The sequence below is a fragment of the Micromonospora mangrovicola genome (genome assembly GCF_047200535.1).
Lineage (GTDB): Bacteria > Actinomycetota > Actinomycetes > Mycobacteriales > Micromonosporaceae > Micromonospora.
Genome location: NZ_JBJZOG010000079.1, coordinates 1 through 24,299, shown reverse-complemented (window position 1 = coordinate 24,299; position 24,299 = coordinate 1). Strand labels below are relative to the sequence as shown.

General features: G+C 74.2%; 19 protein-coding genes. 12 read left to right on the top strand and 7 right to left on the bottom strand.

Features of this window, described 5'->3' with window-relative positions; all coding sequences use genetic code 11:
* Positions 1-53: 53 nt before the first annotated feature.
* Positions 54-467 (bottom strand): HIT family protein, encoded by a 414-nt coding sequence (locus ACL02O_RS25240; RefSeq protein WP_412820639.1) that lies wholly within the window; start codon positions 465-467, stop codon positions 54-56.
* 102 nt (positions 468-569) lie between these two features.
* Here ACL02O_RS25240 and ACL02O_RS25235 point away from each other — a divergent pair, with 102 nt between their 5' ends.
* The 4 genes from ACL02O_RS25235 (at position 570) to ilvA (ending at position 5,303) form a co-directional block, all read left to right on the top strand.
* Positions 570-1,712 carry a cystathionine gamma-synthase gene (locus tag ACL02O_RS25235; RefSeq protein WP_412820638.1) on the top strand — a complete coding sequence of 381 codons (1,143 nt, stop codon included), beginning with the start codon at positions 570-572 and terminating at the stop codon, positions 1,710-1,712.
* A gap of 22 nt (positions 1,713-1,734) precedes the next feature.
* Entirely contained in the window at positions 1,735-3,147 is a 1,413-nt protein-coding gene (locus ACL02O_RS25230; protein WP_412820637.1) for an amidase, read from the top strand.
* A 144-nt stretch (positions 3,148-3,291) separates the two neighbouring features.
* Positions 3,292-4,056, top strand: coding sequence for a DUF4328 domain-containing protein (locus tag ACL02O_RS25225; protein ID WP_412820636.1), 765 nt, complete (start codon positions 3,292-3,294; stop codon positions 4,054-4,056).
* Positions 4,057-4,082: 26 nt separating this feature from the next.
* Positions 4,083-5,303 carry a threonine ammonia-lyase gene (gene ilvA, locus ACL02O_RS25220; RefSeq protein ID WP_412820635.1) on the top strand — a complete coding sequence of 407 codons (1,221 nt, stop codon included), beginning with the start codon at positions 4,083-4,085 and terminating at the stop codon, positions 5,301-5,303.
* Between the two features lie 111 nt (positions 5,304-5,414).
* Here the strand turns inward: ilvA and greA are convergent, their stop codons facing one another.
* On the bottom strand, positions 5,415-5,915 hold the full coding sequence (gene greA / locus ACL02O_RS25215; protein WP_412820634.1) for a transcription elongation factor GreA: 501 nt from the start codon (positions 5,913-5,915) through the stop codon (positions 5,415-5,417).
* A gap of 148 nt (positions 5,916-6,063) precedes the next feature.
* On the bottom strand, positions 6,064-6,498 hold the full coding sequence (locus tag ACL02O_RS25210; protein ID WP_412820633.1) for a DUF4307 domain-containing protein: 435 nt from the start codon (positions 6,496-6,498) through the stop codon (positions 6,064-6,066).
* A gap of 212 nt (positions 6,499-6,710) precedes the next feature.
* Between ACL02O_RS25210 and mca the strand changes: the two genes are divergently transcribed.
* The 4 genes from mca to ACL02O_RS25190 all read left to right on the top strand — a co-directional run bounded on the left by mca (position 6,711) and on the right by ACL02O_RS25190 (position 12,732).
* Positions 6,711-7,592 carry a mycothiol conjugate amidase Mca gene (mca, locus tag ACL02O_RS25205; protein ID WP_412820632.1) on the top strand — a complete coding sequence of 294 codons (882 nt, stop codon included), beginning with the start codon at positions 6,711-6,713 and terminating at the stop codon, positions 7,590-7,592.
* A gap of 48 nt (positions 7,593-7,640) precedes the next feature.
* Positions 7,641-7,934 carry a hypothetical protein gene (locus tag ACL02O_RS25200; protein WP_412820631.1) on the top strand — a complete coding sequence of 98 codons (294 nt, stop codon included), beginning with the start codon at positions 7,641-7,643 and terminating at the stop codon, positions 7,932-7,934.
* 180 nt (positions 7,935-8,114) lie between these two features.
* A complete protein-coding gene (locus ACL02O_RS25195) occupies positions 8,115-10,643 on the top strand; it encodes a putative bifunctional diguanylate cyclase/phosphodiesterase (protein ID WP_412820630.1) in 2,529 nt (842 codons plus the stop codon).
* A gap of 52 nt (positions 10,644-10,695) precedes the next feature.
* Complete coding sequence (locus ACL02O_RS25190) at positions 10,696-12,732, top strand: thioredoxin domain-containing protein (protein ID WP_412820629.1); 2,037 nt, start codon at positions 10,696-10,698, stop codon at positions 12,730-12,732.
* 4 nt (positions 12,733-12,736) lie between these two features.
* On the opposite strand, the gene ACL02O_RS25185 is transcribed toward ACL02O_RS25190, so the two are convergent.
* Positions 12,737-13,387 carry a pyridoxine/pyridoxamine 5'-phosphate oxidase gene (locus ACL02O_RS25185; protein ID WP_412820628.1) on the bottom strand — a complete coding sequence of 217 codons (651 nt, stop codon included), beginning with the start codon at positions 13,385-13,387 and terminating at the stop codon, positions 12,737-12,739.
* Between the two features lie 62 nt (positions 13,388-13,449).
* Positions 13,450-14,010, bottom strand: coding sequence for a PadR family transcriptional regulator (locus ACL02O_RS25180; protein ID WP_412820627.1), 561 nt, complete (start codon positions 14,008-14,010; stop codon positions 13,450-13,452).
* Between the two features lie 91 nt (positions 14,011-14,101).
* Here ACL02O_RS25180 and ACL02O_RS25175 point away from each other — a divergent pair, with 91 nt between their 5' ends.
* From ACL02O_RS25175 to purE, 3 genes are read left to right on the top strand one after another with little or no spacing between them, the layout of a single operon-like run.
* Positions 14,102-14,629, top strand: coding sequence for a hypothetical protein (locus ACL02O_RS25175; protein WP_412820626.1), 528 nt, complete (start codon positions 14,102-14,104; stop codon positions 14,627-14,629).
* Between the two features lie 12 nt (positions 14,630-14,641).
* Positions 14,642-15,802: a 5-(carboxyamino)imidazole ribonucleotide synthase gene (locus tag ACL02O_RS25170; RefSeq protein WP_412820625.1), complete on the top strand. Its 1,161-nt coding sequence runs from the start codon at positions 14,642-14,644 to the stop codon at positions 15,800-15,802.
* Positions 15,799-16,290, top strand: a complete 492-nt coding sequence (purE, locus tag ACL02O_RS25165; RefSeq protein WP_412820624.1) for a 5-(carboxyamino)imidazole ribonucleotide mutase — start codon at positions 15,799-15,801, stop codon at positions 16,288-16,290. Before ACL02O_RS25170 ends, purE begins: the two co-directional genes overlap by 4 nt.
* A 44-nt stretch (positions 16,291-16,334) precedes the next feature.
* Here purE and ACL02O_RS25160 read toward each other — a convergent pair whose 3' ends face one another.
* Positions 16,335-21,242 (bottom strand): SCO7613 C-terminal domain-containing membrane protein, encoded by a 4,908-nt coding sequence (locus ACL02O_RS25160; protein ID WP_412820623.1) that lies wholly within the window; start codon positions 21,240-21,242, stop codon positions 16,335-16,337.
* Between the two features lie 161 nt (positions 21,243-21,403).
* Positions 21,404-22,831: a UDP-glucose dehydrogenase family protein gene (locus tag ACL02O_RS25155; protein WP_412820622.1), complete on the bottom strand. Its 1,428-nt coding sequence runs from the start codon at positions 22,829-22,831 to the stop codon at positions 21,404-21,406.
* Positions 22,832-23,081: 250 nt separating this feature from the next.
* Here ACL02O_RS25155 and ACL02O_RS25150 point away from each other — a divergent pair, with 250 nt between their 5' ends.
* Positions 23,082-24,245 carry an acyl-CoA dehydrogenase family protein gene (locus ACL02O_RS25150; RefSeq protein ID WP_412820621.1) on the top strand — a complete coding sequence of 388 codons (1,164 nt, stop codon included), beginning with the start codon at positions 23,082-23,084 and terminating at the stop codon, positions 24,243-24,245.
* Positions 24,246-24,299 lie beyond the last annotated feature (54 nt).

The window sequence follows — 24,299 nt, the reverse complement described above, 5'->3', positions numbered from 1 at the left end:
GGCCGGTCGACCATCCGGGGTCGACAGCCCCGGCAGGGGCAGGGCCGGCGGGATCAGGTGAGGGCGGCGGCGATCCGGTCGGCGTACTCCCGGGCCTGCGCGTCGTCGGCGTACCGGGTGCGCGGCCAGAAGAAGCCGCGCAACCCGTCGCCCCTGGTCCGGGGCACCACGTGGGTGTGCAGGTGCGGCACCGACTGGGACACCTTGTTGTTCATCGCCACGAACGTCCCACCGGCCCCCAGACCGGTCTCCACCGCCACCGCCAGCCGCTGCACGAGGCGGAAGTAGCCCGGCAGCGCGCCGGCCGGCAGCTCGGCGAGCGTCACCAGGTGGGTGCGTGGCGCCACCAGCACGTGACCCCGGAAGACCGGCCGGGTGTCCAGGAACGCCACCCCGTCCGGCTCGTCGGCGACGATGAACCCGGGCACCTCGCCCGCCACGATCCCGCAGAACACGCACCCGCTCACCGGGGCAGCGTAATCGGGGACCCCGACCGGGCCGCGTGAGCGCCACCCCCACCGCCCCGGGTTCCCCGCGCCGGGACGGGCGGGCGGACTAACGTCTCGGGAATGAGTCACGGCTTCGAGACGCTCGCCATCCACGCCGGCCAGGACCCGGAGGCCCGCACCGGCGCGGTGATCCCACCGATCTACCAGACCAGCACATACGCCCAGGACGCCGTCGGCGCGCCCCGGCAGGGGTACGAGTACAGCCGCTCCGGCAACCCCACCCGCGACGCGCTCCAGGAGTGCCTGGCCGCGCTGGAGGGCGGGCCGGTCGCGCTCGCCTTCGCCAGCGGCCTGGCCGCCGAGGACACCCTGCTGCGCACCGTCTGCAAGCCGGGCGACCACGTGGTCATCCCGGACGACGCGTACGGCGGCACCTACCGGCTCTTCGCCAAGGTCGCCGAGCGTTGGGGGCTGGACTACACCCCGGCCAAGGTCTCCGACCCGGACGCGGTGCGGGCCGCGATCCGCCCCGGCAGCACGCGGATCGTCTGGGTGGAGACGCCGACCAACCCGCTGCTCGGCATCGCCGACATCGCCGCCCTGGCCGCGGTCGCGCACGACGCGGGCGCGCTGCTGGTCGTGGACAACACCTTCGCCTCGCCGTACCTGCAGCAGCCGATTGCGTTCGGCGCGGACGTCGTGGTCCACTCCACCACCAAGTACATCGGCGGGCACTCCGACGTCGTCGGTGGCGCCCTGATCGCGGCCGACCGGACCCTCGGCGAGGAGCTGCGCTACCACCAGAACGCGATGGGCGCGATCAACGGCCCGTTCGACGCTTGGCTGACCCTGCGCGGCATCAAGACCCTCGGGGTACGGATGGACCGGCACTGCGACAACGCCGAGCGGATCGCGGCGTACCTGGACGGTCACGCCAAGGTCAACCAGGTCATCTACCCGGGCCTGCCCGCGCACCCCGGCCACGAGGTGGCCGCCAAGCAGATGCGCCGGTTCGGCGGCATGATCTCCTTCCGCGCCGCGAGCGGCGAGGAGCACGCCGTGGAGATCTGCAACCGGGCCCGGCTCTTCGTGCTCGCCGAGTCCCTCGGCGGGGTCGAGTCCCTCATCGAGCACCCGGGTCGGATGACACACGCGAGCGCTGCCGGCTCGCCGCTTGAAGTTCCCGCCGATCTCGTGCGACTGTCTGTCGGCATCGAGACGGTCGACGACCTGCTCGCCGATCTGGAGCAGGCACTGGGCTGACCGCTGGCTGGGGAGGGTGGCCGTGGCCGTGCAGGACTTCATGCCGACGACCTGGGTGGGGGCGACGGCCAAGCAGATCGCCCGGGGCGTACGCCGCGGCGACGTCTCCGCCACCCAGGTCGTGGCCGACCACCTGGACCATCTCGGCCGGGCCGACGCCGACCTCGCCGCGTTCCGCACGGTGCGCGGCGGGGAGGCGATCACCGAGGCGGAGAAGGTCGACGAGCAGGAGGACCTGGCCAACCTCCCGCTGGCCGGGGTGCCGGTCGCGGTCAAGGAGAACACTCCGGTCGCCGGCCTGCCCACGTGGAACGGCTCGGCGGCCGCGCGTACCCCGGTGGCGGAGGCCGACCACGAGGTCGTTCGTCGGCTGCGCGGCGCCGGTGCGGTGATCCTCGGGGTGACCCGGATGCCGGAGCTCGGCCTCTGGGCGCTCACCGACGACGCCACCGCCGTGACCCGCAACCCCTGGGACCGGTCGCGTACCCCCGGCGGCTCCTCCGGCGGCGCGGCCGCCGCGGTCGCCGCCGGGCTGGTGCCGATGGCGCACGGCAACGACGGCCTCGGGTCGATCCGCATCCCGGCGGCCTGCTGCGGCCTGGTCGGGCTCAAACCCGGCCGGGGCGTGGTCCCCTGCCAGCTCGGCGCGGAGGACTGGTTCGGCCTCGCCGAGCACGGCGTGCTCACCGGCACCGTCGCCGACGCGGTGGTCGGCTTCTCGGTGCTGGCCGGGCGTCGCCCGGAGAAGCTGGAGCAGCCGCCGCGGCTGCGGGTCGGCGTCTCGCTGCGCTCGCCGGTGCGCGGGGTCTCGCCGGACGCGCCCAACCGGGACGCCGTGGCCGCCGCCGGCCGGCTACTGGCCGCGGCCGGGCACGACACCGTTTCCGCCGACCCGGTCTACCCGACCCGGCTCGGTCTGCAGGGCATCGCCACCTGGTTCGCCGCGGCCGCCGCCGACGTGCGGGCGTCCGGGGTGGAGCGCCGCGACCTCCAGCGGCGCAGTCGCCGGCACGTCGCGCTCGGTGAGTGGGCGCAGCGCCGGGGGTACGTCCGCGAGGCCGACCGGCTCGCCTGGCGCGAGCGGTCGGTGAACTTCTTCGCCGAGCACTCGGTCGACCTGCTGCTCACCCCGGCGCTGGCCGGGCCGCCGCCGGAGGCCGCCGGCTGGGCCGGCCGGTCCTGGATCGCGAACATGAAGGCCAACATCCGGTACGCCCCGTACGCCGCGCCGTGGAACATCGCCGGCCTGCCGTCGATCGTGGTGCCGGTGGGCCGCCGCCCCGACGGCGTGCCGGTCGCCGTGCAGTTCATCGGGCCGCCCGGCTCGGAGCTGCTGCTGCTCGGCGTCGCCGGCCAGTTCGAGATGCAGGCCCCCTGGCAGCGGCATGCTCCCGGGTACCCGCGCGTCGGCACGGGGTCGCCGGCCACGGCGTGATCGTCTAGCGTGTCCGCGACCTGCTCCACGCGTACACGGGGGACAGACATGCGATGCCAGGCCTGCGGAGCGGAGCTGACCACGAGCGCCGACAGGTGCCCGAGCTGCGACGCGCACCCGGACCGGCCGTTGCTCTCGCCGGGTATGCCAACGTTCTCCGTGCGGGGATTCGGGTTGGCCGCCGCGATGGGCGTGGGTCTCACGACGGTGCTGTTCACCGCGCTGGCGCTCGCACCGGCCGTGGCGGCGGTGCGGTTGCGGGCGTCCGGTGCGGCCGGTGGCGCTGATGTCGAACGCCAGTTCGTCGCCGTTCAGGGGGTGCTGTCCCTCGCTTATCCCGTCGCTTTCCTGGTTGCGGCGGCGCTGGTCATGATCTGGATGTTCCGCGCCCGGAAGAACACCGACGCCTTTCCCGGCTTCCGGTCATCGCTCGCAGCGCACTGGGCGATCGCCGGCTGGTGGGTGCCCGTCGCCAGCCTCGGGCTGCCGTGCGTGGTGATGGTCGGCATCGTGCGGGACAGCCTCGGCCGGGCCCGGTGGCAGGCGCTGGTCGCCGTCTGGTGGGTGAGCTGGCTGGTGTTCGACATCGGCAACCTGATCAGCAACCTCGCCGATCTGCAGGCCGACGTGCGGCTGGCCGAGCGGAGCGCGGTGCGGGACTTCGACCACTACCGGGACGCGGCCCTGCGGAACTGCGTGCCGGCGCTGGCCCTTCTGGTGGCCGGCGTGTCGCTGGTCGTGCTGATGCTGAAGATCTCGACGGCGCAGCACGATCGGATCAGCCGGGCCACCTCGGCGTGGCCGCCGGCCGGCCCTCCGCCCGTGCCGGCCGCCGACCCGGTGCAGCCCGTCACGGGGCCGTCGCCGCAGGTTGCGACGTATCCGACCGTGGCGTCGCCGCAGGTTTAACCGGGGGCGGGTGGCACGATCGGGGCATGACGGAACTGGTCGGTCTCGCCGACGTACAAGCCGCGCGGGAGCTGCTCGCCGGGGTCACCCGTACCACCCCGCTGGAGCCGTCCCGCCCGCTCAGCGCCGCGCTGGGCGGGCCGGCGTGGCTGAAGTGCGAGAACGTGCAACGCGCCGGCTCGTACAAGGTGCGCGGGGCGTACGTGCGGATCTCCCGGCTCTCGGCCGAGGAGCGGGAACGCGGCGTGGTCGCGGCGAGCGCCGGCAACCACGCGCAGGGGGTGGCGCTCGCCGCCGACCTGGTCGGCACCCACGCCACGGTCTTCATGCCGGTCAACGCCCCGCTGCCCAAGGTCGCCGCCACGAAGGGGTACGGCGCCTCGGTCGAGCTGGTCGGCAACACGGTGGACGAGTCGCTGGTCGCCGCGCAGACCTTCGCCGAGCGGACCGGGGCGGTGTTCATCCACCCGTTCGATCACCCGGACGTCATCGCCGGGCAGGGCACGGTGGCCCTGGAGATCCTCGAGCAGTGTCCGGAGGTGCGGACGATCGTCACCGGGGTGGGCGGCGGCGGTCTGATCTCCGGGATGGCGGTGGTCGCCAAGGCGCTGCGCCCCGAGGTGCGGGTGATCGGGGTGCAGGCGGCCAGCGCGGCCGCCTTCCCGCCCTCGCTCAAGGCCGGCGAGCCGGTACGCCTGCCGTCGTTCTCGACGATCGCCGACGGCATCGCGGTCGGCCGCCCCGGCGAACTCACCTTCACCCACGTCCGCAAGCTGGTCGACGAGATCGTCACGGTCTCCGAGGAGGACATCTCGCGCGCCCTGCTGATGCTGCTGGAGCGTGGCAAGCAGGTGGTGGAACCGGCCGGCGCGGTCGGGGTGGCCGCGCTGCTGGCCGGCGCGGTGGAGGTGCAGGCGCCGGTGGTGGCGGTGCTCTCCGGCGGCAACATCGACCCGTTGCTCATGCTCCGGGTGATCGAGCACGGCCTGGCGGCGGCCGGTCGCTACCTGCGGGTCACCGTGCGCTGCACGGACCGGCCGGGTCAGCTCGCCTCGTTGCTCAGCGAGATCGCCGAGCACCGGGCGAACGTGGTGGACGTGGAGCACCAGCGGGCCAACCCGCACCTGCGCCTCGGCGAGGTGGAGGTGGCGCTCTCCGTGGAGACCCGGGGCGTGGAGCACTCGGACAAGTTGATCAGCGCCCTGCGGGCCAGCGGCTATCAGGTGGTCTTCGCCGGCGAGGGCTGAGCGGTCCCGCGCCGGCCCGGCCGTGACGACGGCGACGGGCTCCCGGCCGGAGTGGCCGGGAGCCCGTCGATGTCCCGGTTCGCGGCCGGAGCTCAGCCGCGGCTGTGCGACTCAGCCGGAGTACGGCTCGAACTTGACCACGGTCACCTTGATGTCGGTGCCGCTGGGCGCCGTGTAGGTGCAGGTCTGGCCCGCCTTGCCGCCGAGGATCGCCTTGCCGAGCGCGGACTCGGGACTGTAGACGGTCAGGTCGGTGGTCGAGGCGATCTCCCGGGAGCCGAGCAGGAAGGTCTCCGTGTCGTCGGCGTCGTCGTCGAAGTAGATCGTGACGACCATGCCGGGCGAAACCGCGTCGGCGGCCGGCGCCTCGCCGACCTTGGCGGTGCGGAGCAGCTCCTTCAGATAGAGGATGCGCCCCTCGGCCTTGCCCTGTTCCTCGCGAGCAGCGTGGTAGCCGCCGTTCTCCCGCAGGTCGCCTTCCTCCCGCCGGGCGTTGATCTCGGCCGCGATGACCGGCCGGTTGGCGATCAGCTCGTCGAGCTCGGCCTGCAGGCGGTCGTACGCGTCCTGGGACAGCCAGGTGGCGGACGCCTCGTTGCCGTTGGTGGACACAGGGCGATCTCCTCGGTAGTACGGACTGGCTGACAGGTGAATTACCAAGTTACCAGTGCCGGACACGTCAGGGTGTCGCCGATCACGGCCGGTGCCGGCGACGGGACCGCCGGTATTCACGTTACGGCAGGTCAGGGCGGATGCGGGGTCAGCCGGCGGGCCGGCAGCGCAACACCTCGCCGATGAACGGGCGGGCGGTGGTGGGCACCTCGTGCCGGGCGGTGACGTGCCGTTGGCCGGGGCCGGCGGTCACGGTGGCCTCGACGTGCCCGACATCGGCCCCGTCGCGCGAGCGGGCGCGCAGCAGGCAGGTCGCCGAGCCGCCGGGCGGCACGGTGACCCGGAAGTCGACCACCACCCGGGAGTCGGTGATCCCGCTGTAGGTGATCAGCTCGCCCCGGTACTCGGGGTCGCCGTACTGCTGGTAGAGCTTGGCTGCGGCGAGCCCGAGGACGGCCATCAGGACGGCCACGACCAGGGCGAGCAGGAGGGGCCGGCGGCGGGCCGGCTCGCGGCGGCGGCCGTACCGCCCGGGCGGGAATATCGGCGCGCCCGGGGTGATTGTGGTGTGCGTCTCGCTCACCGGCGGGTATCTCCTGGCTTTGTTGTCAGCGGCATCGGCAAGAATGGCAGAGTCCATCTTCCCAGCCCGGCGCTGAGCCAAGGATGGCAGGTCGGCGAGTCGCCGGCCAGCCAGCATGGGGGTTTCCGCGGGCGCGGGGGGAGATTCCGGCAGGTCAGCCGGTCCGGTCCCGGACGGGTCCGGTCCGGCGGCACAGACGAGGAGCGCCGAAGGTGGCAGAGCAGCTGCGTCTCATGGCGGTGCACGCCCATCCTGACGACGAGTCGAGCAAGGGTGCCGCGACCACGGCGAAATATGTCGCCGAGGGGGTCGACGTCCTGGTCGTCACCTGCACCGGTGGCGAGCGGGGAAGCGTGCTCAACCCCAAGATGGACCGGCCCGACGTGTGGGCCGACATCGCCGACATCCGCCGCGCCGAGATGGACGCGGCCCGCGCGATCCTCGGCATCGAGCAGGCCTGGCTCGGATTCGTCGACTCCGGGCTGCCCGAGGGCGACCCGCTGCCGCCGCTGCCCGAGGGGTGCTTCGCCCTGCAGGACGTCGAGACCGCCGCGGCCCCGCTGGTGCGGCTGATGCGCCAGTTCCGTCCGCACGTCGTCACCACGTACGACGAGGAGGGCGGCTACCCGCACCCCGACCACATCATGACCCACAAGGTGACCGTCGCGGCCTTCGAGGCGGCCGGCGACCCGGAGCGTCACCCGGAGCTGGGCGAGCCGTGGCAGCCGCTGAAGCTCTACTACGACATCGGTTTCTCCAAGGGCAGGATCATGGCCCTGCACGAGGGCATGCTCGCCGCCGGCCTGGACTCCCCGTACGAGGAGTGGCTCAAGCGCTGGGAGGATCGCCCCGACAAGGGCCCGCGGATCACCACCCGGGTGGAGTGCGCCGACTACTTCCCGGTCCGGGACGACGCCCTGCGTGCCCACGCCACCCAGATCGACCCGGACGGCTTCTGGTTCCAGGTGCCGATGGAGCTCCAGCAGCGTGCCTGGCCGACCGAGGACTACCAGCTCGCCCGCTCGCTGGTGGACAGCCCGCTGCCCGAGTCCGACCTCTTCGCCGGGGTCCGCGAGACGGCCCATGCCCGCTGATTCGGCGGCGGGCTACGCTGAGGGGCAGTCGCACATCGGAGGAACACCATGCTGACCACCGCCCAGGTGCTCGCGGAGAACAACTTCGGTGACACCCGTACGGGTGGTCTGGCCGGTCCGATGGGCCTTTTCCTCATCGTCGCGCTGGCCACCGTCACCGTCCTGCTGATTCGCAACATGAACGCCCGGCTGCGCCGGCTGCCCGACCGGTTCCCGCAGCAGGCCGGTCCGGCCGAGCACAATCGGGCCGACGCGGCAGTCGTTGATCCGACAGACGGGACCGTCTCGCAGGAATCACCCTCGGACGCCCCCAACGGCTCCCAGCAGCGCCGAAACGGGTAGTCGGCGCGTGAATCACGTCGAAGCCGGTCGTCGACCCCTGTTGCGGCCACCGGCTTTGGCTTAGCCTTCCGCCGGGGGGACCAAAAGTCCCTGACCCGTGCGCGGAAGGGGGGTGCCGATGTCCGTGGCAGCAGCGGCCACCCACCGTACCCTCGGACCGCCGGTGGACGGGGTGGGTCCGTGACCTCCGGCAGGGACGGTCATCCCCCCGATCGACTCGGCCTGCACGGCACGCCGGCCGGGGTGCTCGTGGTGACTGCCGCCGTCGCGGCCACCGCGCTGGTGGCCGCGGTGCTCGGGCTCACCGTGCCGACGTCCCTACCGCCCGACGATCCGCTCCCGGGCCCGGCCCGGTTCGCGGTGGCGGTCGTCGCGTTCGCCGTCGCCCAGTTCGCCCGGCTGCGGTTCCGCACCGCCGCCGGCATGGTCAGCATCACCTGGGGCGAAACCGCCCTCATCCTCTGCCTCTACCTCGTGCCGGCGGGCTGGCTGCCGGCCGCGGCCCTGCTCGGCGCCGGGGCCGCCTGGACCGGGATGTCGCTGCTCGCCGACCGCCGGCCGGTGCTGGAGCTGGTCCGGATCGCCGGTTCGCTCACCGCCGCCACCGCGCTCGCCGCCGCGGTGGCCAGCGCGCTGGGCCGGCCGTTGCTCACCGCGCCGACCCCGGAGCTGGCGCTCGCGCTGATCGCCGGCTCGGTGATCTACCTGCTCACCACCGCCTGGCTGGGCGGCGTGACCCTCGCGTTGCGGCACGGAGTCCCGCTCGGTCCGCTGCTGCTCGCCGCGCTCCGCGGCAAGCTGCTCATGTTCGTCGGCAACGTGGCGGTGGGCCTGGTGGTGGTCGTGCTGCTGGAGCTGGACCCCCGCTGGCTGTTGCTCCTCCCGCCGCTGCTCTGGCTGCTCCAACAGACCTACCGCCACCGGCTCCGCGCCGACCAGGAGCGACGGACCTGGCGGGCGTTCGCCGAGGCGACCGCCGCGCTCAACCAGCTCGACGAGCGGGGGGTGGCGAAGGCCGCGGTGACCGGGGCCCTCTCGCTCTTCGGCGCCGAGCTGGTCGAGGTGGACGTCGCCCGGGGCGACGGCCGGTGGCGGCGCTACCGGGCCGACACCGGTGGTCAGGTGCGCGATCGTGAGGTGCCACCGCCGGCACCGGCCGAGACCGGCGAGCAGGAACTGGTGCGGTCGCTGACCGTGGGCAGCGTGGAGGTCGGCCGGCTGCGCGTCCACTTCCCCCGGTCGGCCCCGCCGAGCGCCCGGGAGCGGGACGGCGTGGCCGCGTTCGGCGACGCGCTGGCCGCCGCCCTGCACGACGCCGCCACCCACCGCGAGCTGCGGCTGGTCACCGCCCGCTCCTCGTACGAGGCGGTGCACGACCAGCTCACCGGGCTGCTGAACCGGGCCGCCATGCTCAGCAAGGGGGACCAGGCGCTGCGGCAGCTCGCCCACGACCACCCGATCGCGCTGCTGCTGCTCGACGTCAACCAGTTCAAGGAGGTCAACGACACGCTCGGGCACGCCGCCGGGGACCAGCTCCTGCGGCTGACCGCGAACCGGCTGGCCGCCCTGGCCCGCCCCGGCGACCTGCTCGGGCGCCTCGGTGGCGACGAGTTCGCCCTGCTGCTGACCGCGGTCCCGGTGGTCGACGACCGCACCGCCCCGATCACGTACGCGCTGCGCCAGGCACGCGAGATCGCCGAGCGGCTGGCCACGCCGACCGAGGTGGCCGGGGTGCGGATGTCCGTCGAGGTCGCCGTCGGGGTGGTGGTCGCCGCCGCCGGCGCCGCGGACATGACCGAGCTGCTGCGCCGGGCCGACATCGCCATGTACCAGGCGAAGGGCGGCGGCAGCGTCGCCGCGTACGACAGCTCCCGGGACGCGGCGAGCACCGACCACCTGGCGCTCCTCGCCGAGCTGCGGGAGGCCCTGGAGGCCGACGACCAGCTCGTGCTGGCGTTGCAGCCGGCGGTGGACCTCGCGACCGGCGCGCCGACCGGCGTGGAGGCACTGATCCGCTGGCGGCACCCGCGACGCGGCCTGCTCGGCCCGTCCGACTTCATCCGCCCGGTGGAGAACAGCGAACAGCTCGGCACCTTCACCCGGTACGTGCTGGACAAGGCGCTCGCGGTGGCCGCCGGCTGGGCCGGCGAGGGCCTCGACGTACCGATCTCGGTGAACCTCTCGGCGCGTAGCCTGCTCGACCCGCGGCTGCCCGGGGAGATCGGCGACGCGCTGCGCCGGCACCAGGTCCCGCCGCACCGGCTGGTCCTGGAGATCACCGAGACCGTGGTCATGAGCGAGCTGGAGGTCATCGACGAGGTGCTGACCACCCTGCGGTCGATGGGGGTGCAGCTCGCGGTCGACGACTTCGGCACCGGCTTCTCGTCGCTGACCTTCCTGACCCGGATCGCGGTCGACGAGCTGAAGGTGGACCGCTCCTTCGTGATCCGGATGGCCGACTCGCCCGAGGCGGCGGCCATCGTCCGGACCACCGTCGGCCTGGCTCACGAGCTGGGGCTGCGGGTGGTGGCCGAGGGGGTGGAGACCGCCGAGCAGCGGACCGCCCTGGCCGAGCTCGGCTGCACCGCCGCCCAGGGCTACCACTTCTTCAAGCCGATGCCGGCCGACAAGATCGGGGCGGTGCTGGGGTCGTTGCGCGACAGCGCCCAGGGCAACGTCTTCCCGCTGCGCGCCGACGGCGCGTCCTGACCTTCTCCACGGCCCGACGGCGCCCGATGCCGGGGCTGGATATGGTCGTCGGGTGAACCGACTCGCCGACGCCACCTCCCCGTACCTGCTCCAGCACGCCGACAACCCGGTCGACTGGTGGCCCTGGTGCGACGAGGCGTTCGCCGAGGCCCGCCGGCGCGATGTGCCCGTGCTCATCTCGGTCGGGTACGCCGCCTGCCACTGGTGTCACGTGATGGCGCACGAGTCGTTCGAGAACGAGGGCGTCGCCGAGCTGATGAACGCGGACTTCGTCCCGATCAAGGTGGACCGGGAGGAGCGGCCGGACGTCGATGCCGTCTACATGACCGCCACCCAGGCGATGACCGGGCAGGGCGGCTGGCCGATGACGGTCTTCGCCACCCCCGACGGCACCCCGTTCTTCTGCGGCACCTACTTTCCCCGGCCGAACTTCATCCGCCTCCTCGGCTCGGTCGCCACCGCCTGGCGGGACCAGCGGGAGGACGTGCTGCGGCAGGGTGCCGCCGTGGTCGAGGCGATCGGGGGCGCCCAGGCTGTGGGCGGGCTCACCGCACCGCTCACCGTCGAGTTGCTCGACGCCGCCGCCGCGCAGCTCGCCAAGGAGTACGACGAGACGAACGGCGGCTTCGGTGGGGCGCCGAAGTTCCCGCCGCACATGAACCTGCTCTTCCTGCTCCGGCACCACCAGCGCACCGGCTCGGCAGGCAGCCTGGAGATGGTCCGGCACACCTGCGAGGCGATGGCCCGGGGCGGCCTGCACGACCAGCTCGCCGGCGGGTTCGCCCGCTACTCGGTGGACGGTCACTGGACGGTGCCGCACTTCGAGAAGATGCTCTACGACAACGCGCTGCTGCTGCGGGTCTACACCCAGCTCTGGCGGCTCACCGGGGACCGGCTGGCCCGGCGGGTGGCCCGGGACACCGCCCGGTTCCTCGCCGATGAGCTGCACCGGCCCGGCGAGGGCTTCGCCTCCGCGCTTGACGCGGACACCCAGGGCGAGGAGGGGCTCACCTACGTCTGGACCCCGGACCAACTCGTGGAGGCGCTGGGGGAGGAGGACGGCCGCTTCGCCGCCGACCTGTTCGGGGTGACCGACGAGGGCACCTTCGAGCGGGGCGCCAGCGTGCTCAGGCTCGCCCGGGACGTGGACGACGCCGATCCGGCGGTCCGTGCCCGCTGGCAGGACGTGGTCGGCCGGCTGCTCGCCGCCCGGGACACCCGCCCCCAGCCGGCCCGCGATGACAAGGTGGTGGCCGCCTGGAACGGGCTGGCGATCACCGCGATCGCCGAGTTCCAGCAGGTCGCCGCGCTCTACGCGTCCCCCGAGGACGAGGACGCGAACCTCATGGAGGGCGTGACCATCGTCGCCGACGGCGCGATGCGCGATGCCGCGGAGCACCTGGCCACGGTGCACGTGGTGGACGGCCGGCTGCGCCGGGTCTCCCGGGACAGGAAGGTCGGCGAGCCGGCCGGCGTGCTGGAGGACTACGGCTGCGTGGCCGAGGCGTTCTGCGCACTGCACCAGCTCACCGGCGAGGGGCGCTGGCTGACCCTGGCCGGGCAGCTGCTCGACGTGGCGCTGGACCGGTTCGCCGCCCCGGACGGCGGTTTCTACGACACCGCCGACGACGCCGAGCGCCTGGTCACCCGGCCGGCCGACCCGACCGACAACGCCACCCCGGCCGGCCGGTCGGCGATCGTCGCCGCGCTGGTCTCCTACGCGGCGCTGACCGGGGAGACCCGGTACCGGGAGGCGGCCGAGGCCGCCCTGTCCACCGTCGCGCCGATCGTCGGCCGGCACGCCCGGTTCACCGGCTACGCGGCCACCGTCGGCGAGGCGCTGCTCTCCGGGCCGTACGAGATCGCGGTGGTCACCGACGACCCGGCCGGTGACCCGCTCGTCGCGGCCGCGCACCGGCACGCCCCGCCCGGCGCGGTGGTGGTGGCCGGCCGTACCGACCAGCCCGGGGTGCCGCTGCTGGCCGGGCGGCCGGCGCTGGACGGGCGCGCCACCGCGTACGTCTGCCGGGGTTTCGTCTGCGACCGGCCGGTCACCGCCGTCGAGGAACTGGTCGCCCAGCTCACCTGACGCCTCACGGCCAGAGCAGTTCACGCCGCCAGGCGGCCCCCTTGCGGCGGTAGCGCAGCCGGACGTGCCGGCGCTCCCGGTCGGCCTGCCAGAACTCGACCGCCTCCGCCGCCACGGAGTAGACGGTGTGCGTCTCGGCGACGAGGTCGGGGTCGTCGGCCAGCCCGGCGCGCACCACGGCCAGTTCCCGGTCCAGTTCGTCCCGGTCGGCCAGCACGGCGCTCTGCCGCCCGGCCAGGGTGGCGATCCGGGAACCCTCCGGCCGGGCCAGGAAGTCCTGCCGGGAGACGGCGGTCAAGGCGGGCCGCGCGAGGCCCCGTACCCGGACCTGCCGGCCCTGTTCCCGCCAGTGGAAGCTGAGCGCGACCCGCGGGTTGCCGGCGAGCTGGCGGCCCTTGGCGCTGGTGACGGTCGTCGCGAAGTGCCAGCCGGTCTCGTCGAGGTCCTTCAGGATGAGCACCCGCGCGTCCGGCGCGCCGTCGGCGTCGACCGTCGAGAGGGTCATCGCGTGCGGCTCGACCACCCCGGCGGCGACCGCCTCGGTGAGCCACTCGGCGAACAGCACGGTGGGTTCCGCCGGGACGCTACTCGGGTCGAAGGACGGCATGTCGTGTGCCAGGACCGGGAGGGCGCGCAGGGTTTCGCGGGTCGTCATACGCCGATCGTGCCAACGGCGTGGGTCGGCCGCCGCCCCGGCCCCGGTGGCCGGAGGGATGCTCACTGTCCGTCCGCCTCCGGGTGCGCGGCGCCGGTGAGGGCGGGCGGGAGCGCGTCGAACCAGTCGAGCACCGCCCGCTCGTATGCCAGACCGAAGCGCAGCGTCGCCACCGAGTACGGGTCGACGTCCTCGGCTTCCTCGGGCAGGGCCGCGGCGATCTGCTCGTACCCGGCCAGCCGCTCGGCGTGCGCGGCCCGGTGCCCGGCGAGGTACGCGGCCATCCGGTCCGGCGGTAGGTGCCGGCCGAAGAGCACGGTGAGCAGCAGGGGGAAACGGATCGTCTCCGCCGCCGGCGGGTTCGCCGCCCACTCGGCGAACGCGGCGCGTCCGGCGTCGGTGATCTCGTACGGCTGCCGGTCACGGCGCCCCCGCTCGCCGGCCCGGACCAGGCCGGCGCCGGCCATCGCGGTCAGTTCCCGGTAGACCTGGCTCTGGGTCAGCGACCAGAAGCCCCCGATCCGCTGCTGGGCGTACTCGACCAGGTCCCAGCCGGTCATCGGCCCGTCGTGCAGGAAACCCAACAGGGAGGCGGCGGTGGCGTTCAGGGGCCGGTCCGGCATGGCTGCTCCTTCGGTGCTTGACATCCCATTGTGTCAGGTCGGACGATGGGTTCATCGACATCCCACAGTGGGAGGTCGGAACGGGGGAGTCATGCACACCGTCCTCGTCGTGCTGCACGCCGTCAGCGGCACCCTCGGCCTGCTGCTCGCCCTGCCCGTGCTGCTCGCCCCGAAGCGGCGCGGCCGGCACACGCTCCTCGGCCGGGCCTACGCGGTGGCCGCCGGGTGCCTGAGCATCAGCGCGTTCGGCCTGTTCGCCTTCGACCCCGCGCGGCTCTGGGGGTTCGCCCTACTCGGCGGGCTCACCCTCGGCTGGCTGATCGCCGGGCTGTGGATCGCGCGCCACCGCCCGCGGGTCCTTGGCGCCCGGGGCTGGCGGATCTGGCACCTCAACCTGATGGGCAGCACGGTGATCGCCTTCGTCACCGGGTTCGCGGTGCAGATGACCGACGGCAACCTGATCGCCTGGCTCGCGCCCACGGTCGTCGGCTCGCTCCTGATCGCGCGGACCACCGCCCGTGAGGTGGCCCGGGCGTCCCGCCGGGTCGCGGTGACCCCCGCCGATTGGTCCACCACCGGTGTCGGCCCTCCGGGCCGGGGGCACCCGACGCCCGGATAGGCTGGCGGCGCTATGGATTCCCGTACCGGTCTGCCTGTCGTCGGCATGGTGGGCGGTGGCCAGCTGGCCCGGATGACCCACCAGGCCGCCATCGCCCTCGGCCAGTCCCTGCGCGTGCTGGCGCTCGCCCCGGACGACGGCGCCGCCCTGGTCGCGGCCGACGTCCAGTACGGCGACCACACCGACATCGCCGCCCTACGCACCTTCGCCAAGGGCTGCGACGTGGTCACCTTCGACCACGAGCACGTGCCCGGCGCGCACATCCGCACCCTCGCCGAGGAGGGGGTGAAGCTCTTCCCGCCGGCCGAGGTGCTGCTGCACGCCCAGGACAAGCGGGTGATGCGCGAGCGGCTCGCCGAGCTGGGCGCGCCGAATCCGCGCTGGCGGGTGGTCGAGGCGCCCGCGGACCTGGCCGACTTCGGCGCGGAGGTCGGCTGGCCGGTGGTGCTCAAGGCGGCCCGGGGCGGCTACGACGGCCGGGGCGTCTGGCTGGTGCACGACGCCGGGCAGGCCGCCGACCTGGCCGCGACCCTGCTCGCCGGGGGCACCCCGCTGATCGTCGAGGAGCGGGTCGCGCTGCGCCGGGAACTGGCCGTGCAGGTGGCCCGCTCACCGTTCGGGCAGGTCGCCGCGTATCCGGTGGTGGAGACGGTGCAGCGGGACGGGATCTGTGTCGAGGTGCTCGCCCCCGCGCCCGACCTGCCGGAGGAGCTGGCGGTCGGCGCCCAGCAGCTCGCCATCGACCTGGCCACCGCGCTCGGGGTGGTCGGCCTGCTGGCCGTGGAGCTGTTCGAGACACCCACCGGGCTGGTGGTCAACGAGCTGGCCATGCGGCCGCACAACTCGGGACACTGGACCATCGAAGGGGCCCGGACGTCCCAGTTCGAGCAGCACCTGCGGGCGGTGCTCGACTACCCGATGGGGGACACCTCGCTCACCGCGCCGGTCGTGGTGATGGCGAACGTGCTCGGCGGCGAGCCGGGCGGGATCTCCATCGACGAGCGGCTGCACCACCTGTTCGCCGCCGAGCCCGGGGCCAAGGTCCACCTGTACGGCAAGCAGGTACGACCGGGCCGCAAGATCGGGCACGTCACCGTGCTCGGGGACGACCTGGACGACGTACGGGCGCGGGCCGCGCGCGCCGCCCGCTGGCTGCGTGAGGGGCGCGAGTGAGCACCGTCGGATTGATCATGGGTAGCGACTCGGACTGGCCGGTCATGAAGGCCGCCGCCGAGGCGCTGGACGAGTTCGAGGTCCCGTACGAGGTCGGTGTGGTCTCCGCCCACCGGACCCCGGTCAAGATGATCGAGTACGGCCGCGCCGCGGCCGGACGGGGCGTCAAGGTGATCATCGCGGGGGCGGGCGGGGCGGCCCACCTGCCCGGCATGGTCGCCTCGGTCACGCCGCTGCCGGTGATCGGTGTGCCCGTCCCGCTGAAGTACCTCGACGGGATGGACTCCCTGCTCTCCATCGTGCAGATGCCGGCGGGTGTGCCGGTGGCCACGGTCTCCATCGGCAACGCGCGCAACGCCGGCCTCCTCGCGGTGCGCATCCTGGCCGCGAGCGATCCGGCCCTGCTCAAGCGGATGGCCGCCTACCAGGCGGGCCTGGAGGACCTGGTCGCCGAGAAGGACGCCGCCCTGCGGGCCTCGCTCACCTGAGGCGGGGCACCCCCGGCCGCGACACGCCGGCGACCGAGCCTGTCTCACCGCATGCCGCGCAGCGCGGTCTGCAGGCGCTCCTGGGCGCGGCGGCGACGCTCGTTGCTCGCGCCGAGCAGCAGCAGGACGAAGCCGACCGGAATCAGCACCAGCCACGGGCCGAGGCTGAACAGCGCATGCACCGCCGCGACCGCGGTGACCGTGGCGCCCACGATCACCGGCGCCTGCTGGCGGGTCATCGAGCCGAAGATCAGCACCGCCACGGCGCCGAGCAGCAGCAGGACCTGGCGCAGCATGCTGGAGTCGGTGGCCACCACGATCGCCAGGGTGGGCAGGAACGCGGCAACCAGGGCCGGGCCGTACGCCACCCAGCTCGACAGGTCGGGACGGTGGCGCAGTTCCAGCACCCCCACCAGCAGGGCGAGCGCGGCGAACGGCAGGGTGTACGCCTCCGGCAGCGCCACGTCGGCCACCCGCATCAGGATCCACCAGGCGCTGATCTCGCAGGCCACCACCGACCAGAACAGGATCCGCCGCTCCACCGGCCGGCGGCCGGGCCGGCTGGCCGCCACCCCCAGGACGGCGCCCCAGGCGGCCAGCAGCGCGGCGATGTGCCGGGGCGAGTCGTACGCCAGGGCCAGCGCGATGAGGGCGGCGGCGTAGCCGCTCCACTCCACGGTGGCCGCTTCCCGGTACGCCTCGGGGCGGCGCAGCCGGGGCAGGGTGGCGGCGAAGACCTGGAGCGCGGCCCCGACGGCCAGCACCCCGAACGCCGACCAGACCGCGGCGAGCCCGGCCACCAGCCCGAGGGTGAGCACGAACAGCTCGGCCATCAGCGAGGCGAAGAGCCAGCCCAGGATGCGCGCCCGCTGGGTGGTGCCGAAGAGCGCGGCGACCACGCCGACGCCCACTGCCCCGCCGAGCGTGAAGAGGGTCAGCTCCCGGGTGGCGAGGCTGCCGGCCAGGCCCGCGCCCCCGGCGGCCAGCCCGATCGCGAAGACCAGCACCCGGGCGACCCGGATCGAGCGCGCCGGCTCGACCAGCGGCGGAGGCGGGGTCAGCGCCAGGCCGAGCATGGCGAGGGTGAACACCATCAACCCGGCCAGCGCGCTCTCCGGCCAGCCATGGCCCAGCGCCACCGGCGTGATCAGCAGGGTGACGGCCGCGCCCGGCAGTACCACCGGCACGGCCCGGGAGCGCCGGCCACCGCTGAACCCGGTGGCGGCGAGCGCCGCCGTGACGGTGAGCAGCAACGCGGTCAGCACGTGGGTGGGGTCCACCGCCTCGGGAGGCGGGGTGCGCAGCTCGGGCGGCGGCCCTTGCCAGACCCGGGACAGCACCTCCATCGGCTCCGCCAGCGCGACCACCAGCGGCGGCGCGAGGGACACCAGGGCGAGGGCGGTCGGCAGCGCCGCCGCCGCGAGGGCCCCGGCCGCCGGGCTGACCCGCCAGCGCAGCTCCGAGCCGTCGTCGGGCAGCCGGCGCAGCGCCCCGTTCAGCCGCACCGACCAGCGGCGGACCGGTTGGGCGGAGCCGGCCGGTGGGACGGTGGCGGCCCGGATGAGCTCGGCGAGCACGCCGAGCAGCGCCGCCGCGGCGGCGTACACGCCGGAGGGCAGGTGCGTCACCACGGCGGCGATGGCGCTGATCGTGGCGCCGCCCACCACGGCGACGCTGGCGTACGGCAGGTACTGCGGAACCTGCCGGCGGACCGCGGCCACCGCGGCCAGGCCGATGCTGGACGCGGCCAGCGCGGCGGTGAGCAGCACCTGCGGCGGCCGGCCGAACTCGGCGGCCAGAGCGGCCACCGACCCGGGCAACGCGAGCAGGGCGGCGCCCGCCGCGGCGCCGCCCACCTGCACGAGGTGCACCGGCATCCCCTCGGTCGCCACGTTCTCGACCACCGTCGGCGCGAGCGCCCGGGCCAGGGCCGCCACCACCACCCCGATCAGCGCGATGCTGCCGAGGGCGAGCGCGGTGGTCCACGGGCGGACCAGCCCGGCACCGGCGGCGTGCAGGGCGACCACCCCGGCCACGGTGGCCCGGGACAGCGCGGCCCGCGGGTCCACCGCCGCCGCCGCGGCCATCGCGAAGACGGTGGCGACCATGGCGCCGACCAGCACCGGCGACCACCAGGGCAGGTTGAAGGCGGCCGGCGCGCCGATGGTGGCGAGCACGGCGGCCGCCCCGGCGATGTCGTACTTCCAGGGCGGTGGCAGCAGGATGCCGGCGGCCACCGCCAGCAGGGCCAGCGCGACCGGGGCCTGCCAGGTTGCCCCGCCGGTCGGCGCGGCCGGCCAACCGGTCAGGTCACCGGCCCAGATCGGGCCCGGGGTGGCCAGCACGCCGACCCCGCCGCGCAGCGCGCTCCAGCCGGCGATCAGACCGATCAACGTGCCGCCGAGCGCGATGCCGAGGACCGGGCCGCGTCGCCATTCCTCGGGCATCGCCCGGGCCGCGACGGTGACCACCAGCACCAGGGCTGCCGCGACCACGAGCTGACCGCCCGGGGAGAGTACGGCGGCGATCCGGACCAGGGTGGCGATCAGCGCCGCCGTGGTGGCGGCCAGGGCCAGGTCGGCGCCGTCCAGCGACAGGTCGGAGCGGCGGCCGGCGTCGATCCTGGGGGCCAGCGCCAGCAGTGCCGCGGCGAGCAGCAGCAGGCCGCCCACCCAGGCGTCGGCGGGGGTGGCGCCGCGCGCCCCGAACGCGGCCGCGGCGACCCCCACCGCGCCCAGCACGGTGCCGACCGCGTGCGGCGCGCTGAGGTGCCGCTGCGCGACCTGGACCACGGCGGCGTAGCCGAGGGTGACGCAGACGCCGAGGAAGCTCGCGGCGAGGATCGGCACGGTCACCTCACGGAGGTTCGCCGGGGTGAGGGCCGGGGCGGTCGGCTCGGTGGCGGCGACGAACGCCGCCACCGCGCCGGGCAGGGCGAACGCCGCCCCGCCGGCCGCCCAGGCGGCCACCGGGTCGGCCGCGCCGGCGGCGATCCGTACCCGGGGCGCCAGGGACACCAGCGCGCCGGCCAGGAAGAGCAGGGTCAGCGCCGCGGCGGTGAGCGCGGGCCGGGCGAGCGAGGCCCCGGTGCCGACCAGGCCCAGCCCGGCGGCGGTGACCGCGTGCGCCACCGCTGCCCGCCGGGTGCCGGCGGCCAGCCCCAGCACGCCGATGCCCACCGCGGTCAGCAGCATCGGCCAGCAGGCGGCGGCCCAGCCCAGCCCGAGGGAGGCCGGTACGGCGAGCGCGGTCAGCGCCGCCCCGACCACCGCGAACTCACGGCGGATCTCCGCCGGCAGGGCGATGACCGCGGCGACCGTGAGCAGCAGGGCGCTCGCGGCGAGCTGCCAGCCGGTCGGTCCCACCGCCGCCGCCAGTTCGGCGTGCCAGCTGCTCAGGTCCGCCGACCAGGCGGGTAGCGACGCGCGGACCGGGGCCAACCCCGCGCGCAGCGCGCCGCCGGCGACCACCAGGCCGCTGACCGTCAGCGCCACCGCCGAGGCGAGCTGCGGGCCGCGTCGGGCGGCTTCGGGCACCGCCCGGACGGCGATCCCGGTCAGTGCGATGACGGCGGCGATGAGCAGCAGCGACCGGCCGGGAAGGGCGACCGAGGCGACCCGGCCCAGGGCGCCGATCACCGCGAGGGTGACGATGCCCGCGCCCACGTCGGGCAGCGGTGGCCGGCGCAGCACCAGCGTGCCGGCGAGCCCCACCACGGCGGCGAGCAGCAGCGCCGCCCCCGCGGCGGCCGCGACCGGCACCGTGTCGGCGCGCAGCAGGGCGGTGACCGCGTACGCGAGGGCGGCGGCGACCGCCGTGCCGTGCAGCAGCCAGGTCAGCTCGCGCAGCCAGGGCACCGGCCGGGTCGGGGGAGTCGCCGGCTGGCCGCCGGCCGGCTCCGCGCCGAGCACCTCGGCCGACTCCTCCGGGTCGGTCTCCGGCCGCTCGTCGGCGGCCCGCTGCCGGGGCTCGGCGGGCGCGGCCGGTGTGGTGGGCAGGTCCCGCCGGACGGGCCGCTCGAAGACCACCGCCGAGCGGGTCAGAGCGAGGTCGACGACGGCGACCACGGTCAGCACCAGCGCCCAGCCGGCCGGCCCGGTGATCCGTTCGTACGCCAGCAGTGGCAGCACCGGCTGGGCGGCCAGCACGGTGGCGAACCGTGGGGCGCGCAGCCCGGTCCCGAACGCGTACCCGACGGAGACGACGGTGGTGACCAGGAAGATCGACCCGGCGAACGGGGGCCCGGAGAGGGCACCGCCGATCCGGTCCACGGCCCACAGCGCGTACCCGGCCAGCGGCAGCAGGAGCAGGCCCACCGCGGCGATCGTCTCGGCGGTCGAGGTGAGCCCCCGGCGGGCCAGCACCGGTGGGGCGAGCAGCATCAGCACCGTCGCCAACAGCAGCACACCGAGCCGGGCCAACGCGTCCATCGAGCTGGTGGCGACCGCGGCGAAGACCACCGCCGCGACGCCCAGCAGCAGCGCTCCGAGCCCGAGGGGGATGTTCTGCACCTCCCGCGAGGACGCCTCCGGCGGGTGCTCCGGGTCGTCCACGTCGAGCCACTGCGCCCTGCCCCGGGGCGGGGGCGGGAGGTCCTCCGGGCCGGTCGGCGGGTTGCCCTGCCGGGGCACCCGGGGCGGCGCGCCGGTGGTGGCCGTCGGTGGACGTCGACGGGGCCGACGGCGCAGCACCCGGCGAGGTCGGGTGGCCTGCTTGACCCGCTCCTCACCGGCGTGCGCGAGAATGTCCCGCTGGAAGAGAGCGGCCTGCATCTTGGCGGCGATCTGCCGCTGCTCGCGGGCGATTTCGGCGTCGCGTGCCTTCATCTCCGCGATCGAGCGCTCGATCTCCGCCAGGTGCTCTGTCCACTGTGGCTGGTCCGCCCCGCAGTGCGGACAGGTCACGGCCGGCTTGATCTCCCGCCCGCACGAGGCGCACCTGAAGCTCTGCACGACACCCTCCGTCCGGCCGGCCCGTGGTACGGACCCCCACTGTCGCAGCATGCCTTGAGCGGGCGCGGATTTCGACAATTGCCGGCGCGTTCGGAACAACAAAAAGGACCGGCCGGCCGTGACTCGTCGTCACGGCCGGCCGGCCACCGTTCGTCGCCGGGTCAGGGGCGGCCCAGGCCGCGGTACTCCCAGCCCGCCTGGGTCCACAGTGTGGAGTCCAGGCAGTTCCGGCCGTCGACGACCTTGCGGCCGTTGACCAGCTCGCCGAGCGCCACCGGGTCGGCGTTGCGGAACTCGGCCCACTCGGTGAGTACGCAGACCAGGTCGGCGTCGCGGACCGCGTCGGTCATGGTCGCCTCGTACGTCAGCTCGGGCACCGCCCGGCGGGCGTTCTCCATGCCCTGCGGGTCGAACACGCGCACCTCGGCGCCGGCCTTGTCGAGCAGCGCGGCGACGGCGAGGGCCGGGGCGTCCCGCACGTCGTCGGTGTTGGGCTTGAAGGTGGCGCCGAGCACGGCGATCCGGGTGCCGGAGAGGTCCGGGCCGGCCGGGCCGGACCGGCGGCCGAGCAGGTCGGCGGCGAGCTGGAGCACCCGGGTCCGCCGGCGCAGGTTGATCAGGTCGACCTCGTGCAGGAAGCGCAGCGCCTCGCCGGCGCCGAGCTCCTGGGCGCGGGCCTGGAATGCCCGGATGTCCTTGGGCAGGCAGGCGCCGCCGAAGCCGAGGCCCGCCTGGAGGAAGCGGTTGCCGATCCGGGGGTCGTACCCGATCGAGCGGGCCAGCTGGGTGACGTCGCCGCCGGCGGCCTCGCAGACCTCGGCCATCGCGTTGATGAAGGAGATCTTGGTGGCGAGGAAGGCGTTCGCGGCGACCTTGACCAGCTCGGCGGTGGCGAAGTCGGTGACCACCAGGGGCACCTCGCGGTCCTCGGTGGCGGCCAGGTCGAAGACGCCCTTGTGGGCGGCGTAGAGCATGCCGTTGGCCCACTCGCTCTTGACCCCGACCACGATCCGGTTGGGTCGCAGCACGTCGTCGACGGCGAAGCCCTCCTGGAGGAACTCGGGGCTCCATGCCACTTCGACGCCCAGGTCGGCCGGGGTGTGCTTGCCGACGAGCTGTTCGACCCACTCGGCGGTGCCGACCGGCACGGTGGACTTGCCGACGATCAGCGCCTTGCGGGTCAGGTGCTGGGCCAGGCTGGTCACCGATGCCTCGACGTACGACAGGTCGGCGCCCATGCCGTCGGCCCGTTGGGGGGTGCCGACGCAGATGAAGTGCACGTCACCGAAGTCGGCGGTCTCCTGGATGTCGGTGCTGAACCGCAGCCGGCCGGCGGCCAGGTTGCGCCGGAGCAGCTCGTCCAGGCCGGGCTCGTGGATCGGGACCTCGCCGGCGTTCAGCTTGGCGATCTTGTCCGCGTCGACGTCGAAGCCGAGCACCTCGTAGCCGAGTTCTGCGTAGCAGATGGCGTACGTCGCGCCGAGGTAGCCGGTGCCGAGGAAGGTGACGCGGGGGCGGGCCGCGCCCGAGGGCGGGGTCACCGCCGTGATGGCCGGCACCGGCTGGATGGTCGGGTACGGGATCGTCACGCCTGTCTTCTCCGCTCGCACTGGCGGCGCTTCGTTGCGTCGCAATCGGCTGGGCGCCGTGGCCGGGGCACCGAGGGGAACCTGCTGTCTACGTGTGAGGGTAGTTGTGCGGTGTTGACGCCTGTCGTGCGCGAGACTACCCGCCGGTAAGGTCCGACCGAACCGTGGTGGCTATCCTTCAGTCTGCGGCAGTCGGCGGCCTCCGGGCGTCACAGACTGCGCATCTTAGCGGTGAAGGGGAGGGGCCGACATGGCCGCAGAACAGTCGTTCGACGTCTACCGGTTGCCGGAGGAGCACGAGGCGATCCGGGAAGCGGTCCGTGAGGTCTGTGCGGCCAAGGTGGCTCCGCACGCGGCCGAGGCGGATGAGACGGGTGAGTTCCCGAAGGCGTCGTACGACGCGTTGCGGGCCGCCGACTTCCACGCCCCGCACATCCCGGTCGAGTACGGCGGCGCCGGGGCGGACGCGCTGGCCACCGCGATCGTGATCGAGGAGGTGGCCCGGGCCTGCGCCTCGTCCTCGCTGATCCCGGCGGTGAACAAGCTCGGCACCATGCCGCTGCTGCTGGCCGGTTCCGAGGAGCTGAAGCGGAAGTACCTGCCCCCGGTCGCCGCCGGGGACGCCATGTTCTCGTACTGCCTCTCGGAGCCGGAGGCGGGCAGCGACGCCGCGTCGATGACCACCAAGGCGGTCCGCGACGGCGACCACTGGGTGCTCAACGGCGTGAAGCGGTGGATCACCAATGCCGGTGTCTCCGAGTACTACACGGTCTTCGCTGTGACCGACCCCACCGCCCGGTCCAGGGGCATCTCGGCCTTCGTGGTGGAGAAGTCCGACCCGGGGGTCAGCTTCGGCGCGCCGGAGAAGAAGCTCGGCATCAAGGGTTCGCCCACCCGCGAGGTCTACTTCGACAACGTCCGTATCCCGGCGGACCGCATGATCGGCGCCGAGGGCACCGGCTTCGCCACGGCCATGCGCACCCTGGACCACACCCGGGTGACCATCGCCGCCCAGGCGCTCGGCATCGCGCAGGGCGCGCTGGACTACGCCAAGGGGTACGTCCAGGAGCGCAAGCAGTTCGGCAAGCCGGTCGCCGACTTCCAGGGCATCCAGTTCATGCTCGCCGACATGGGCATGAAGCTCGAGGCGGCCCGCCAGCTCACCTACGCCGCCGCCGGCAAGTCCGAGCGGGGCGACGCGGACCTGACCTACTTCGGCGCCGCCGCGAAGTGCTTCGCCTCGGACGCCGCCATGGAGATCACCACCGACGCGGTGCAGCTCCTGGGCGGGTACGGCTACACCCGCGACTACCCGGTCGAGCGGATGATGCGGGACGCCAAGATCACCCAGATCTACGAGGGCACCAACCAGGTGCAGCGCATCGTCATGGCCCGCCAACTGCTCAAGGGCTGATCCGGACGGCGGCACGATCGGGCGGGGGGGGGGGGGGGGGGGGGGGGGGGAGAG

Coding starts and splice junctions, on each gene's coding strand:
- ACL02O_RS25150 (WP_412820621.1), top strand. CDS start 23,082: ATGGCCGCAGAACAGTCGTTCGACGTCTACCGGTTGCCGGAGGAGCAC.
- ACL02O_RS25185 (WP_412820628.1), bottom strand. CDS start 13,387: ATGACGACCCGCGAAACCCTGCGCGCCCTCCCGGTCCTGGCACACGAC.
- ACL02O_RS25235 (WP_412820638.1), top strand. CDS start 570: ATGAGTCACGGCTTCGAGACGCTCGCCATCCACGCCGGCCAGGACCCG.
- ACL02O_RS25225 (WP_412820636.1), top strand. CDS start 3,292: ATGCCAACGTTCTCCGTGCGGGGATTCGGGTTGGCCGCCGCGATGGGC.
- ACL02O_RS25175 (WP_412820626.1), top strand. CDS start 14,102: ATGCACACCGTCCTCGTCGTGCTGCACGCCGTCAGCGGCACCCTCGGC.
- ACL02O_RS25170 (WP_412820625.1), top strand. CDS start 14,642: ATGGATTCCCGTACCGGTCTGCCTGTCGTCGGCATGGTGGGCGGTGGC.
- ACL02O_RS25180 (WP_412820627.1), bottom strand. CDS start 14,010: ATGCCGGACCGGCCCCTGAACGCCACCGCCGCCTCCCTGTTGGGTTTC.
- ilvA (WP_412820635.1), top strand. CDS start 4,083: ATGACGGAACTGGTCGGTCTCGCCGACGTACAAGCCGCGCGGGAGCTG.
- ACL02O_RS25200 (WP_412820631.1), top strand. CDS start 7,641: ATGCTGACCACCGCCCAGGTGCTCGCGGAGAACAACTTCGGTGACACC.